The sequence below is a fragment of the Brumicola pallidula DSM 14239 = ACAM 615 genome, assembly GCF_000428905.1.
Lineage (GTDB): Bacteria > Pseudomonadota > Gammaproteobacteria > Enterobacterales > Alteromonadaceae > Glaciecola > Glaciecola pallidula.
On the sequence record NZ_KE386816.1, the window covers coordinates 117,313 to 130,295 of the forward strand.

General features: G+C 39.4%; 14 protein-coding genes, 1 tRNA gene and 1 pseudogene. 8 read left to right on the forward strand and 8 right to left on the reverse strand.

Translation table 11 applies throughout. The annotated features are described in order from the left end of the window. The first annotated feature begins 174 nt into the window (after positions 1 to 174). Entirely contained in the window at positions 175 to 717 is a 543-nt protein-coding gene (locus tag G399_RS0116705; RefSeq protein ID WP_006009582.1) for a PH domain-containing protein, read from the forward strand. Next, the gene (locus tag G399_RS0116710; protein ID WP_006009583.1) at positions 710 to 2,293 is read left to right on the forward strand and encodes a PH domain-containing protein; all 1,584 of its coding nucleotides are present in this window, start codon (positions 710 to 712) and stop codon (positions 2,291 to 2,293) included. The genes G399_RS0116705 and G399_RS0116710 overlap by 8 nt, the downstream gene beginning before the upstream one ends. A 7-nt stretch (positions 2,294 to 2,300) precedes the next feature. On the opposite strand, the gene G399_RS0116715 is transcribed toward G399_RS0116710, so the two are convergent. After that, the gene (locus G399_RS0116715; protein WP_006009584.1) at positions 2,301 to 2,735 is read right to left on the reverse strand and encodes a MarR family winged helix-turn-helix transcriptional regulator; all 435 of its coding nucleotides are present in this window, start codon (positions 2,733 to 2,735) and stop codon (positions 2,301 to 2,303) included. A gap of 111 nt (positions 2,736 to 2,846) precedes the next feature. On the opposite strand from G399_RS0116715, the gene G399_RS0116720 reads away from it, so the two are divergent. The 3 genes from G399_RS0116720 to G399_RS0116730 all read left to right on the forward strand — a co-directional run bounded on the left by G399_RS0116720 (position 2,847) and on the right by G399_RS0116730 (position 4,825). Next, positions 2,847 to 3,275 carry an organic hydroperoxide resistance protein gene (locus G399_RS0116720; protein WP_006009585.1) on the forward strand — a complete coding sequence of 143 codons (429 nt, stop codon included), beginning with the start codon at positions 2,847 to 2,849 and terminating at the stop codon, positions 3,273 to 3,275. Between the two features lie 382 nt (positions 3,276 to 3,657). Then, positions 3,658 to 4,281 carry a hypothetical protein gene (locus G399_RS0116725; protein ID WP_006009587.1) on the forward strand — a complete coding sequence of 208 codons (624 nt, stop codon included), beginning with the start codon at positions 3,658 to 3,660 and terminating at the stop codon, positions 4,279 to 4,281. Positions 4,282 to 4,426: 145 nt separating this feature from the next. Then, a complete protein-coding gene (locus G399_RS0116730) occupies positions 4,427 to 4,825 on the forward strand; it encodes a hypothetical protein (RefSeq protein ID WP_006009588.1) in 399 nt (132 codons plus the stop codon). A gap of 217 nt (positions 4,826 to 5,042) precedes the next feature. Here the strand turns inward: G399_RS0116730 and G399_RS0116740 are convergent, their stop codons facing one another. From G399_RS0116740 to G399_RS0116755, 4 genes are all read right to left on the reverse strand, one after another. Then, positions 5,043 to 6,359: a Na+/H+ antiporter NhaC family protein gene (locus tag G399_RS0116740; RefSeq protein ID WP_006009589.1), complete on the reverse strand. Its 1,317-nt coding sequence runs from the start codon at positions 6,357 to 6,359 to the stop codon at positions 5,043 to 5,045. Positions 6,360 to 6,772: 413 nt separating this feature from the next. Next, positions 6,773 to 7,411: a dioxygenase family protein gene (locus G399_RS20970; RefSeq protein ID WP_006009591.1), complete on the reverse strand. Its 639-nt coding sequence runs from the start codon at positions 7,409 to 7,411 to the stop codon at positions 6,773 to 6,775. 1,613 nt (positions 7,412 to 9,024) lie between these two features. After that, positions 9,025 to 9,204 carry an amidohydrolase family protein gene (locus tag G399_RS23020; RefSeq protein ID WP_148277364.1) on the reverse strand — a complete coding sequence of 60 codons (180 nt, stop codon included), beginning with the start codon at positions 9,202 to 9,204 and terminating at the stop codon, positions 9,025 to 9,027. Further along, positions 9,205 to 9,561, reverse strand: a complete 357-nt coding sequence (locus G399_RS0116755; protein WP_026843826.1) for an amidohydrolase family protein — start codon at positions 9,559 to 9,561, stop codon at positions 9,205 to 9,207. 30 nt (positions 9,562 to 9,591) lie between these two features. Here G399_RS0116755 and G399_RS0116760 point away from each other — a divergent pair, with 30 nt between their 5' ends. Continuing rightward, complete coding sequence (locus G399_RS0116760; protein WP_148277362.1) at positions 9,592 to 9,723, forward strand: ATPase; 132 nt, start codon at positions 9,592 to 9,594, stop codon at positions 9,721 to 9,723. Between the two features lie 376 nt (positions 9,724 to 10,099). Here the strand turns inward: G399_RS0116760 and G399_RS0116770 are convergent, their stop codons facing one another. Both G399_RS0116770 and G399_RS21800 read right to left on the reverse strand, forming a co-directional pair. Beyond that, positions 10,100 to 10,294, reverse strand: a complete 195-nt coding sequence (locus G399_RS0116770) for a hypothetical protein (protein ID WP_006009597.1) — start codon at positions 10,292 to 10,294, stop codon at positions 10,100 to 10,102. An 86-nt stretch (positions 10,295 to 10,380) separates the two neighbouring features. Next, positions 10,381 to 11,543 (reverse strand): annotated as a pseudogene (locus tag G399_RS21800) (IS3 family transposase). A gap of 173 nt (positions 11,544 to 11,716) precedes the next feature. Here G399_RS21800 and G399_RS0116795 point away from each other — a divergent pair. Beyond that, positions 11,717 to 11,959 (forward strand): hypothetical protein, encoded by a 243-nt coding sequence (locus G399_RS0116795; protein WP_006009601.1) that lies wholly within the window; start codon positions 11,717 to 11,719, stop codon positions 11,957 to 11,959. Between the two features lie 313 nt (positions 11,960 to 12,272). Here G399_RS0116795 and G399_RS0116800 read toward each other — a convergent pair. Beyond that, positions 12,273 to 12,349: transfer RNA gene (locus G399_RS0116800), tRNA-Ile, on the reverse strand. Between the two features lie 285 nt (positions 12,350 to 12,634). Here G399_RS0116800 and G399_RS0116805 point away from each other — a divergent pair. Then, positions 12,635 to 12,964 (forward strand): hypothetical protein, encoded by a 330-nt coding sequence (locus G399_RS0116805; RefSeq protein ID WP_006009602.1) that lies wholly within the window; start codon positions 12,635 to 12,637, stop codon positions 12,962 to 12,964. Positions 12,965 to 12,983: the final 19 nt, after the last annotated feature.

The following is a 12,983-nucleotide window of genomic DNA, read 5'->3' on the forward strand; positions in this document are numbered from 1 at the left end:
GTATAGATAAACACCAGAATTACTTGTTTACAGGCTAATTTAGGGTAATAAATGACTAAATGTTGCATATAGTTAATAATGGCAACAGCGACAATTAAACAAATCAAAGAATTCAATTACACTTGCAACGCAACATTAGGTTTGCCTGTAAATGAAGTCAATAAAGGATAAAAAATGAGTATTGAACTTATCTCAAATCAACAAGTTGAACTGTCAGGAACATGCAAAGTTGAAGATTTGGTATTGCACTCCTTGTCACCTAAGTATCGCAGTTTGAATATTATTGTATCCTTAATTGTTGGCTTTGTAATTGTGGTAATTATTCTATTGTTGGCAATTCAGCCATTGGTATCAATGCCACAAAAATATCTCGATTACTATTATATTGCGGTTATGGGTATTACATTTTTAACCTTGTGGTCTGTTTTATATAGCTACTTCGCTGACCGCAAAAAGAAATATGCAATCCGCGAGTTTGACGTGCATTTTCAATCGGGTTTACTCTTTTTTAGCACTGTTAGCCAGCCAATTATGCGTATTCAACATATTGAAATTGAACGCGGTCCCATAGAGCGCAGTGCCGGTTTAGCTACTTTGCAGGTATACAGTGCAGGTGGCGCTAATCACGCGTTTGAAATCCCCGGCTTGGTCTATGAGAAAGCGATTGAACTGCGTCAATTTATTTTGAACCACAAGGATGTTAGTCAAAATGGATAATAGTGACTTTTCTCAGGGTAATGAGGATAGCCAGCAAGTTGCTGAACTTCAAAACGGAGAATGGACCAAACTGTCGCCCATCAGCATTGTTTACTTTGCTGTGCGCTCGATTTTTGATTTTGCGACCACGTTTTTTTACTTAATACCCGTTCTAGCCATAAACTTTAATAAGATAAAAGAACAACCGCTTATCATTGTTGTTGTGGCGGCCTGTATTTTAATCATATTCATTGTGATGGGTGTCCTTAACTACTGGTTTTATCGATTTAGAGTAGGTGATGACAGAATAGAAATTAAACAAGGGATTTTCAAGAAGTCGCATATTGATTTGCCCTTTGCTCGAATTCAGAATGTTAAGTTGTCGCAACCGCTTTATTACCGCATCAATGATTATTCTTGCATCGAGCTAGATACCGCAGGTAGTGCAAAACAAGAAGCTAAAATTGTGGCGCTAAAAACTGATTTAGCGAAACAATTTCGTATAAAGATTCTAGAGACTGCGACTGAATCAAAAAGCGATGATGCTTCTTCTTCTATTGCTTCTGCTGACGTCGGTGCTGCTTCAAATGAAGTGATTTTAAACCACCGAAGTATGCGTGATTTAGTTATTCATGGCTTAACGAATAATCGTATCTGGATTTTTTTGGGTGCCCTAGCACCTTTTTATGGTTCTATATCTGACTTTTTGTCTCAAATTTTTGAGTCGATAGGTTTTGATGTTGAGGCGTATTTTAGTATAGAAACCCAAGCTTGGTGGGAGTTCGGCCTACATGTTTTGTCGGTTGCTATGCTAATCATGCTAGTCGTCGTTTCGTTCTCAGTGGTAGGCGCTATTTTGATGTTTTACAAATACACATTGAGTAAAACTAAGGATCGCTATATTCGTCGCTCAGGTTTGCTAACTAAGCATGAAGTGAGTATGAAGCTCAGTCGTATTCAAATAATGGTGCAAGCACAAGACTGGCTTGATGTATTACTTGGTAGAGTTAACTTGTCCTTTGAACAGAATACTTCTGGGGTTGCCAATGCGAATAAGTCAGATGGGCAAATGTCCAATAAGCTGCTTGTTCCATCTGTCACCATTGATGAGTCCTTGGCATTAATGAAAGACGCGATGCCCTCGCAAACTTTAGCCGAACAGGTATTTAAGCCAATTTCTAAACGTTATATATTGCGTGGTTTGTTATTTATTGCGCTGCCAATTGGCGGATTGCTTTTTGCCATGATAGTTAGAAACGAGCTCTATGTTGCTACGATTGCGGCTTGTTCTGCATTTGCACTCATCGGTGCCATATTGGTCATACGATGGAAGCGCTGGGGCTACAGTTATGACAACGAGTATTTTTACATTAGGAGAGGTTTTTTTGGTGTTAATTATTATTGTTTTCCAATGTATAAAGTACAGCAAGCTCAATTTAAACAAAGTATATTCATTCGTCCCTATCAATTGGCAAGCTTAAAAGTCGTGTTGGCTTCAGGTGCAAAGCTTGTTCCCTATATGCCGGCATCAGAAGTTACAAACATAATAAATTGCATCCTAGATCAACTCGTTATCGACAAGCGTTCTTGGATGTGAACGCCTTCTAAACGCGTAAATCACTAATGACTAAATCGAGTAATCGCATCAGTTGATCTGCTTGCTCGCTGTTGATACTTTCAAACTTGCAGCCGATCTCATTTGGAATATCGACCGCTTTTAGCTTTAAGGCTTGTCCCTGTTTTGTTAGTTGCACAAGCCGTTTACGCTTATCTTGGTGGTCCTTGACTATTTCTAGTAAGCATTTGTCGACCATTTTCTTTAAAATTTGAGTCATAGCACCGCCATCGATTGCCGTTTTTTCCAGCAGCTCTGCAATCGTAATTTTGTCTTGCTCCCACAGTGCCATCATCACGACATATTGTGGATAAGTTATGTTGAGAGCATGTAATAGTTCACGATAGGCACGAACAATGCTGTTTGACGCCATATACAAACGGTGGCACAACTGGTTCGTGAGTTTTAATTGATTAAACGACATACTTACTCCTTTAGTTGATATGTTAATTTGCATGCAAAGTATTTGCAATCAGTATTTTTTTCGTATATTGTTTTGCGTACAAACTAAATAATAACTGATTTGGAATTTTATATGAATGTATTAAAAAACGTAGCGTACACAGCAAAAGCAACAGCAACCGGTGGTCGTGAAGGCGCAGCAAAGTCTGACGACGGCCGCCTAGACTTGACATTATCCACTCCTAAAGGGCTGGGTGGCGACGACGGTCAAGGTACTAACCCGGAGCAATTATTTGCGGCAGGCTATGCGGCTTGTTTTATTGGCGCACTTAAGGTTGTTGCTGGGCAAGAAAAACGCAGTTTACCTAGTGATACCCGCATTGATTCAGAAGTGTCTATTGGTGCCATCGAAGGTGGTTTTGGTATTGCGGTTAAGCTAGCTGTGTCATTAGGTGATATGGATAAAGACGAGGCAATGGCAATGGTAGAAAAAGCTCACCAAGTATGTCCTTACTCAAATGCGACTCGTGGCAACATTGAAGTGACCCTGTCGGTAATTTAATTCGCTAGGTTATATCGGTAGTAAAGCACGCATTCTGTATACAGCTTGCGTGCTTTTTTTACGAGTCCGAGGTTCGTCATGGCGACATGCCTACGGTTGTTAAATGTGCTGAAAAGCGCAAACTGGCTTTGACACAGTTAAATATAAAATGGGAAGATCTCGCCCAATACTTGCAGTGAGCTTAAGTGCAAAGTAAAATGACCCACAACGGATCAATTGCAAAGAGTAAGTCTTATGGGCGGCTTTGCGATGACCTACAATTAGTGAGCAGAACACGTAAATGTTAAGAAGCTTTGCTTCAAAAACTTTCCTTTAAGTTGACTCATCTTCAACGTAATCCAACAGTAATAAATAAACCAATAGACATGGATATTTGTAAAAAATGCTAGATAAAAAGTACTACAACCTGAATGAACTGGACACGCTATTTCAAATATCAATTGCGGATATTAATTACGCAGTTGAAAAAAAAGACCTAGGGCTAGTTTTTCATAGGAAAGCAACCAAGTACCTAATAGGTTCACTGTCAAATAGAAAGTTTGTGTCCATTGGTTCTGCCACTTACGAAGGGTTAATAAAACTTGATAAAAAGACCTCATTAGAGGTCATTAAGCAAAAAAGCACCACTGTAGATAGAGCGCTTTTGTTGCAGATGGAAAATATTAAGGATTGGAGTGGTAATTATCCATTTAATTGCGAGCTTCCAAGCTCTCGCTTGAATGCGTGGGCACCTAAGGAACCACAAATTCTTGATGGGGATAAAATTCTCGCTTTCCCATACCCAAAAGAAAAGCAAAATCCGTTCAAAAGCACGACCGAGTCTTCAGTGTCTGTGACCGAAGAAACAAATGACTCAAACAAACAACCTGACAGGCTTAAAGAAAAGAGTAAGCAACAAGCTGATTTTATCCTAGACTTTCCTAAGATTGAATTAGAGCTAAAGGACGCCTGTATTTTATCTTCTAAATTAATTGAGTTGTTTCCATCAAAAGTGAGTGTCTCTTAGGACTATAGTAAGCAGCGATTGTGTTTATTCATAAAAAGTGACTGTTTGAGCAAATTAGGGTAGGCGAGGTGGAAACTAAAAGTGTCTAGCAAGTTTACCGATTATTTTGGTCAAGAACTTAGAAATCGAATTGAATAGGAATAGTATGGAATTGTTGATTATGTTAAGTGGCCTAATAGTCTCAATTATTATTGCTTTACTGGTGAAGAAAGCCCTTTCGTTTATCTTTAAAGGTTCAGAAGATAAAATGATAAGCCAGATCAAGAAAGAAGTTAAACAGTGGGATGTTTTCGCTACTGCTTTAATTGACGACATAGAGCCACCTTGTCATACGCAATGCAAAGTAATGTTTTCTGGCGGTAGGTTCTCAACCATAAAGAGTCCCTTAGGCTCCAAGTCAAGTTCTTATCAAATTGAATATTGGGGAGTGGAAACTAGTGATAAGTTCGATACACTGTATGTAGCAAAAGCTATTCATGATTGGGCACAAAATAGACCTAGCGTTAATAAAAATTCGTCTGCACCTAACTACGAGCGGAATTGATCCCTGTTGCATCGAACAGCGATGTGTTTTATTCTTTTTGTTCATTTTTTCATCGCTCATAATTGTTTAATAATAAGGTGCAAATGATGAATGGCGCTAGCTTCGCTTTGTTGATTTTATGCAAGGCCATGCCTTCTGGTGGTTTAGTCACAAATGGTGCGAATTAACTCTTTTTTTGAGGCCCCGATAAAAGTTTTAGTGTGAGCCCCGTGCTACCTCAGAAATCGTCTAATGATTTGTCTTTAAATTTGGGCAAACCAGTGGCAATGGCCAATACACCAAAAACTAAAATTAACATGGAATACCAACAATAGGGTGTTAACGCCAAGGGTGATACACCGGCAAGGGTCGCAGCGGCAAGAAGTTGTCCGCCATAGGGCACCAAGCCTTGAATTCCGCAGGAGAATATATCCAATAAACTTGCCGTGCGTCTTGGATCCAGTTGGTATTGCACGCCTAATTCTTTTGCTATTGGACCTACGGTCAGTATTGCTATGGTGTTGTTTGAGATGGCGATATTCAACGTGCTGACTAAAGCTGCAACACCATATTCAGAGCCCTTTTTGCTGTTAATTCGCTTTGTGATATTGCTGACCAACCACGCAATACCTCCATAGGCTTTCATTAATGCCACTATACCACCCAGTATTAATGCGATGGCCATCAAGTCTTGCATCCACCCCATGCCTTTTTGTAGACTTTGCAACATAGTAGGAAGGGTAAACAAGCCCTTCGATAAACCCACAATACAGGCACTGCCAATGCCAATTCCTAGCACTCCTATAACGTTTATGCCTAATAGTGCGCAGACAATAATCAATAGATAAGGCAGTATTAACAATAAGTCATAATCTTGAAGTGCAATTATGGCGCTACCGTCAATATCCACAAACAAGAGTAATATGGTTGTCAATAAGGCGGCAGGCAAAACAATGAGCAGGTTGGCCTTGAACTTGTCTCTTAACTGCACCCCTTGAGTGCGTGTAGCAGCAATCGTGGTATCAGAAATAAAAGATAAGTTATCACCGAACATTGCCCCACCAATCACAATACCCACGGCAAGTGGGATAGGCACTCCTAAACTGTCAGCTAAACCAACGCCAATGGGTGTAATGGCGGTAATGGTGCCCATGGAGGTACCCATGGCGAAGGCAATAAAACAGGAAATGACAAACAAACCGGGTAATAAGTAAACGGTTGGCACGTAATTCAATGCCCAATTTACGGTCGAGTCACGAGCACCAATGTCGATGGTGACTGAATAAAAAGCGCCGGCCAACAAAAAAATCATTACGAGTAAAATGATGGTTTTATCTCCCCCGCCTTTGCAAAACATATCAACCTTTTCGGCGACAGATAATCTTGACTCTTTGCGATTAAGGACCAACGCAAAACCCGCGGCAATAACAAGAGCGACTAATATAGGCATTGTAGAAAAGTTTTGTGTTAATACCCCGCTAGCTATCACCAATATCATAAAAAATAAGATTGGTGTTAAACCCCAAAAGTTATCTTTTGGTTGTTCGCGCTTCATAGTCATGTAGCCTGATTAACTGCTTAAAGTGTTGAAAGGATAAAACACATGTCATATCTATGCAACAGAGGCGATTGGACTCTAATTAGGAGTCGGTACGTAACTATTTTAAGACCACATCCTTAGCATCCCAGTCTGAAATCATTCTATAATTCTTTGCCTGCAACAAATGACGTCCAACCCTAAACAGGTTGTTAACAATGCAGTGACACGATCGGGCTCGTTGAGCTTGCTAGTCGATAAGGTTTTGTTTAAGGCTCAATTTAAGCATGCAAGCGACTAAAGCAATATCGCAAAATCATGTATAAAATAACGTATAAATGAGGCGGCGAGGAACGGTTAGTGACGACTTATTGCCGTCACGCTATCGTTTAACGTTTGCTTTAAAAAGTAAGCAAATTAATGAGCAGTGTCTAAACGAGTGCTAAAACGATATCAAAGTTTGATTTGCCATCATTTACTTCAACAGTAATGCTAGCACGGGCCTTCTTTGGCACTTCCAAATATAATTTGTCTAGTTCATTTAACGCTTCGTTAGCAAAATACATTTGTGTGGTTAATTCACGCATGCCTTTTTTAGCTACACGAAAATGTATGTGTGGAGGTCTAACCCAATCGCCCATAGCAGAGTATTTATTTGGTTTGATTGTTTTAACACTGTAACTACCGTCAGCTCCTGATTTAATTTTAGCCCAATATTGAAAATTCTCATCTAAAGGGGATGATTCTGGTGCATATTCGTGTAGGTACCGACCATTACTATCTGATTGCCATATATCTATAATTGCATTTGCTACCGGATTGCCATTGGTATCAAATATTCGACCGGAAACCAACAAAGGTTCTCCAAGCGCATGCCCAGCGCCATCGGCAACCTTCGTCATATCTGCATCTTTGTCAATTTGAGTATGTTTTGGAAAAAAAGGACCTTCAGCCTGTTTAGCGGTGGGCGGTAAAGTTGGCTCACTAGCTAAAATAGGTAAAGTACTCCCAGCTGCAATTACAGCTCCTAGGTATATGAAACTTCTGCGCGACGATTGATACTTATTCATTTGTTGCTCCATTCCTTATATGGTTCACTTGCCGTCGCAAATTGGCGCGACAAGTTAGGCTGTTCAAATAACCCACCGCTGCCTGAAGAGTGTGTCAGATTAGTAAAGCTGTCAAATAATTAATTTCTACATTACCGCACGTTTGAATTTTACTATCTTTAATCGTTAACGGCGGTCTAAAAGTGACTCACGGTACTGCCAAAAACGGCAATGTAAAATTAAGCGACCTTTAACGGTTTTGGACTGCATAAGCCTACAGTTGTCTGCAATGGTAGCATAACGGTCAACGATCAATTTAGTTCTTCGCACTTTGCGACTTATAGAGGGAGGTGAGTATATTGGCGTTGAAGTTTTTGTCGGAAGTAGGGTGTTTTTCAATAGTGGTGATAATGTCATCTGGGATTATTCGTTTGTTATAATAACTTTTTAGCAGACTTTGAAATTTCTTGTTCAGCGAAGATAAAACACATCATAAGACTAAGCTCATCAATAAGCCATAAGCTTAATAATCCGCTTGCTATTAACAAAATTATAAAGACGACACCAGAAATAAAAAAGGTAATGAACTTATCTTTTCTTCGACTAGGAAAAAGATATAAGTACAAAAATGCTAACGTTGTCCCAACGACCGATGACAGCAAGTAGGGAAAAAATTGACTAGGGTCAGTTCAATAACACTAAGTTGATTAATAATACTAAGTTGATTTAGATGAAGAAAGTGTTTTGTGCACTACATTCAATGATGTTTGGGGAAGCATTAACGCCTCTTAACTCAGATTAAAAATAACAACCGACAACAGCCGTCGATAGTACGATTCTTTGTACAATAGTTGATTGCTTCAAAGAACCCAGATAGCGATAACTTTTTAGATCGCGTTGTGCCAAAAGTGTGCCAAAAGTGAGCCTAAGACAGGGCTTCATCGACCACTTGAACTTACAATCCAAGCCAGACGTTAGCGTCAATTTTATGAAATGAAGGAAAATGCTAAAAATGAGTTTTAAGCACATTGCCATTGACTGAAATCACCACGAAGGAAGTACTTCAAACACCCCTTTAAATAAGAATATTGATGATTGGTCGGTTATGTTTAATGGCAATGGGATTACATCTGGGCCGATGGCGATATGGTTAAATACACTTTGCGTTGATTACTCGATTGACGTACGACTATTCATCCAGTCTTTTATCATCCCATCAAGCATTGATGATGGGACGTAGCCGCTTCCCAGGAAGGTACTGTGAAACCCTTTGATGTCAAATTTGTCGTCCATTTTGTCACTAGCAAACTGACTAGAGGCATTTATCGATTGGCTAATGATGAAAGAGAGTAAATAAAGGACTTGATGACTCAATATTCATCAAAATAACGTTGATGCCAACTAACCTTAGTAGTGGCATTCAGTATTAATAGTTGTTTTTAGTCGTTACTTTTTACCGCTTCTGGTAACAAAGATATCTTAACTAAATTAGCTTATAGTTTCCTAAAATTGAAATTTACTGACCTTCGATGTTTCTTAGCCGACACCTAACAGACACTTTGGGCGCTCACCATAGCGTCTGCAAATTGATCATCGAATGTTAATTTGGTTAGAAACTCATATTTTAAACAAACCTAAAGCACCAATTTCATAATAACACCTTCCTTCATGACAAAGTTTACCTGCTTTAAGCTGGAGATATCTGTTAACGGATTGTTAGACACGGCGATAATATCGGCAAGCTTGCCGTTTTCTAGTGTACCAAGCTTGTCTTGCACTGAGAGTAATTCAGCGCTGGCGACGGTTATTTTAATTCAGTCAGCGCCCATTTTAATTGCATTGCGAGTGGCTTTTCTGCACCCGTACGGACTATCGCAGATTGTTTCAGGCGTCCAAAGTTTTAGTAACTGTGGTTTGACACCGTCAATATCACCGTGCCCTCCAGTAGCAGATAGAGCACTACCCGCAGAGAAAATACGTGGTCCTGGTATCAATCTTTTGCCTACTGCATCTCGCAATGCATAAATAGCTTCTGGGTTGCCACCAAGGTCTCGCACTGTAGTAAATCCAGCCATTAAGGTTTTATTAGCAAAGTGCGCTCCATTGAGGGCTTCCATAGATGTGGTAACGTAAAGCGCATCGGTGCGGGTTGACTTACCTAGTTCGAACAATATGTGAACAAAGCCATTCAGCAACTACCTATGACACGCATTGTAATTGCACATAGACAAGAAACGATTTTAAATGCGGATGTCATTTATCAATTATATGAGGGTAGATTGAAAAACGTGACAGAATCTTACCGTGCGGGGTTAGGTGTGAATGCAGAATGACGATGAACATTGTAAAGTATTTTGTGGTAAACGTTTTTTTCTTAGCGGATGAGGATATGGTCAACAGTCCAGTAATTGTGTAATCCATGTTTAAAGAAAAAATGTAATAAATGTGTCTAAAAACTCGTTTTATAGAGGATTGTATGGTTGTTTCGTTCAACTTCGTTGAACATTCTATTAACTTGCCTTTTGCTAATGAAGAAAATCCAGCCGAGTATTCTATAGGTGTATCATGGAGATGCCGTCTTGTAAGTTAAATATTTTTCATAGTAACATCGCAGTAGTTAAAGCTTACAAACTAGCGCTAGCAGTAAAGCCACCCTTCAAGCAACAAGGCAACGCGAACAGAAATGATGCGTTCGCGAACCCGAAATAATTAACTGACATCTATAATGACTTCACGACTATTTGCTTTTTTTTTACGATTACTCAGCTTTAACCAAAACGCAGCCTCAACAAGAACACCCAAGACAATAAAAATAAACATGCCTGTTGAATTTCCATAACTATAGAAACTTATAGCGATACTGATTAAAACTAAAAGGATTATCCATTTAATAATTGCACTCATATACTCGCCTCGCTTAATCTACATAGTTGCTAAAGTTAAGGATAACACCTTCTACAATACGCGCAACAAAGTTCTCGTTGTTGTGGTCAAGCATACCCGAACACCTTTTTAGCTAATTCTTCTGCTTTCGCTGGTGATATGCCTTTATTAAATTGATGCGGCCTTTCCCAATTATAATAATTCATCAGGAAGTTGCTCACATCTCGTCTTGCTTCTGCTTCTGAATCGTATCCCGTTGCCGGTATCCATTCAGACTTTAAACTTCTAAAGACGCGTTCCATTGGGCTGTTATCCCAACAATTACCGCGACGACTCATGCTCTGCTTTATCTGATAACGCCACAGTCGTTGCCTAAATTTACGGGCAGTATATTGACAGCCTTGATCGCTATGGAACATGACTCCTTTGGGTCTCCCACGCATCTCATAGGCCATATCTAAAGCTCTAATGGCTAAGGCTGCATCAGGCCTCGACGACATTGAGTAGCCAATAACTCGCCGTTTAAATAGGTCAATCACTACTGCGGCATAACTCCAGCTACTACCTGTCCAAATAAACGTAATGTCACCGCACCAAGCTTTGTTCGGCGCGTCAACATCGAACTTCCTGTCGAGCGTGTTGGGAATATCTAACCGCTCTACATTGGCCACTTTATATTTATGTGGGCCAGGTTGTTTGCTGACTAACCCTTGCTCTTTCATTAAGGCTGCAACTTTGCATCGTCCTAATGTTAAGCCTTCGTCTTTTAACATGCCGACCAATGTTCATGTGCCTGCTGAGCCTCTGCTTTTATCAAATAAGCGTTTCACTTTGGCTCGCAGAATACGGCGTTTAGCTTCGATTAGAACGCGACGTTTTCGTCGCTCATAATAACTACTCACGCCAACACCTAGCGCTGAACAGACTAATTCGGTGGTGTCGTGCTCTCTCAATCGATCTATTAACGAATATATTTCAGATCTTCGGACATCAAGAGAGCTGTAGCCTTTTTTAAAATGGTTTTTTCTCGCTCTAACCGATCCACTTTTGCTTCTAACTCTTAAATACGTTGCTGTTCAGCGGTTAATGCCTTCGAGCTGGGCGTCCCACCGCCTCTTTCGGACGTTAACGGCTGTGCCCAATTGCGTAATGTATTTTCATGCACATCGACGGCTCTGCTTGCTTCAGAAAAGCTATATCCTTGGTCTAAAATAAGACTCGCAGCATCATGCGTAAATTCAGTACTAAATGTACGACGTTGTTTTTTCATTGAACACCTCTTAGGGGAATATTACCACCTAAAAACGTGTTCGGGTTTCGTTTGCCACTTCAATAGGTTACTTCTGACAGCTGATTAGGTGGTTGTATTTTGTTGGCTAAGTTGATCTATCTATTATTACCCCATAAGTTAAGCAATAACACAAATATGCAAGGAGAGTGTAAATGTTCAAATTGAAGGTAAGAATTCCATTAATGTTTCTTAGTGTTTTAGCTATATATGGTTGTGGATCAAGTCCTGATGAGCGATTTGATAGTGGTTATGATGACGGCTTCGCTGAAGGTTATAATACTACATGCAAGATTAGAGCAACAATTGTCGAAGGGGATTGGGAAGATGAAGATTATTCACTAGGTTATAGAGAGGGTAATGCTGCTGGTGCTAAAACTTGCAGGGATAAAGATTAATTTTATCTATAAAATTAATTAACCAAGACTAATTTTGAGATCGAATTAAAGTAGTGCAACTCTAATTATAGTGGCGCGTTGCTATTTCCTATACCGCAGCAGCCATAGCCCCATCTAAGTGTCCGCCTATTAACTAGAGTGAACCCATGAGTTAACGCTTTCAAAAGATTGAAGTGATGACTTGGTTTGAAAAACTTGAGTTGATTCAGGACTTGCTACCACAATAAAGCGTCCAATAGGCGTCCTAAAAAATAAATTTAAGATGTTTATATAAGTGATATTAATTTAAACTTTTGATTTATTTGATAAAAAGTGGTGGCCCCTCCCTGACTCGAACAGGGGACCTGACGATTATGAGTCGTATGCTCTAACCAACTGAGCTAAGGGGCCACATTTTGAAAACGTGCAGTTGCTTTTCTTTCTTAAGCCGGTAACTCATTTGTTTCTAGTTACGTTTTTTTACCAAAAGCTAAGTTGCCATCTGAAAAGCGGCGTAAAGTATAAATTTTTTTTGTAGTGTTGTCATTAAACAGGTAAAACTTTTTAAAAAAAAGCCGATATATGTCATATATGCTCGTTATATGTACGATCTAAGTTATCTGGACGTGCATACATAGCCTTGTTTTGCTATATTTCTGCAAGAGATGCCTATTTTTAAATTGTTAGGAGCTGTAAATGGCAGACAAACCATATTTAATTAGCGGTCGTAATACGCTAATACACAAGCTAAGAAAGCTTGATTTGCTTATTATAAACGGCAGACGCGATCCTGTACTACTCGTTATGTACAACGAGATTGAAATTTATGATGGTAAAATTCCAGAAAATAAGCTGGATGCAAAGCGCATGGATATGGCAAAGGTTGATATTTCTTCTTCAGAAAATTTCAGCGATTACCGTCCTATGTTGTTTATTCAAACGCTAAATAATAAAGAATATAAAATTGACTATAGTAAAGCCGGAACTGATTTATTTATTACTGTCCATCAAGAAAGCACTTTTTAGCATTAAGTAGATATGCCAC

What these genes read in the sequence shown, in the direction of transcription:
- G399_RS0116730 (WP_006009588.1), top strand. Translation starts at nt 4,427, where the DNA reads ATGGAATTGTTGATTATGTTAAGTGGCCTAATAGTCTCAATTATTATT.
- G399_RS0116805 (WP_006009602.1), top strand. Translation starts at nt 12,635, where the DNA reads ATGGCAGACAAACCATATTTAATTAGCGGTCGTAATACGCTAATACAC.
- G399_RS20970 (WP_006009591.1), bottom strand. Translation starts at nt 7,411, where the DNA reads ATGAATAAGTATCAATCGTCGCGCAGAAGTTTCATATACCTAGGAGCT.
- G399_RS0116710 (WP_006009583.1), top strand. Translation starts at nt 710, where the DNA reads ATGGATAATAGTGACTTTTCTCAGGGTAATGAGGATAGCCAGCAAGTT.
- G399_RS0116725 (WP_006009587.1), top strand. Translation starts at nt 3,658, where the DNA reads ATGCTAGATAAAAAGTACTACAACCTGAATGAACTGGACACGCTATTT.
- G399_RS0116705 (WP_006009582.1), top strand. Translation starts at nt 175, where the DNA reads ATGAGTATTGAACTTATCTCAAATCAACAAGTTGAACTGTCAGGAACA.
- G399_RS0116770 (WP_006009597.1), bottom strand. Translation starts at nt 10,294, where the DNA reads ATGAGTGCAATTATTAAATGGATAATCCTTTTAGTTTTAATCAGTATC.
- G399_RS0116720 (WP_006009585.1), top strand. Translation starts at nt 2,847, where the DNA reads ATGAATGTATTAAAAAACGTAGCGTACACAGCAAAAGCAACAGCAACC.
- G399_RS0116740 (WP_006009589.1), bottom strand. Translation starts at nt 6,359, where the DNA reads ATGAAGCGCGAACAACCAAAAGATAACTTTTGGGGTTTAACACCAATC.
- G399_RS0116795 (WP_006009601.1), top strand. Translation starts at nt 11,717, where the DNA reads ATGTTCAAATTGAAGGTAAGAATTCCATTAATGTTTCTTAGTGTTTTA.
- G399_RS0116715 (WP_006009584.1), bottom strand. Translation starts at nt 2,735, where the DNA reads ATGTCGTTTAATCAATTAAAACTCACGAACCAGTTGTGCCACCGTTTG.
- G399_RS0116760 (WP_148277362.1), top strand. Translation starts at nt 9,592, where the DNA reads ATGACACGCATTGTAATTGCACATAGACAAGAAACGATTTTAAATGCG.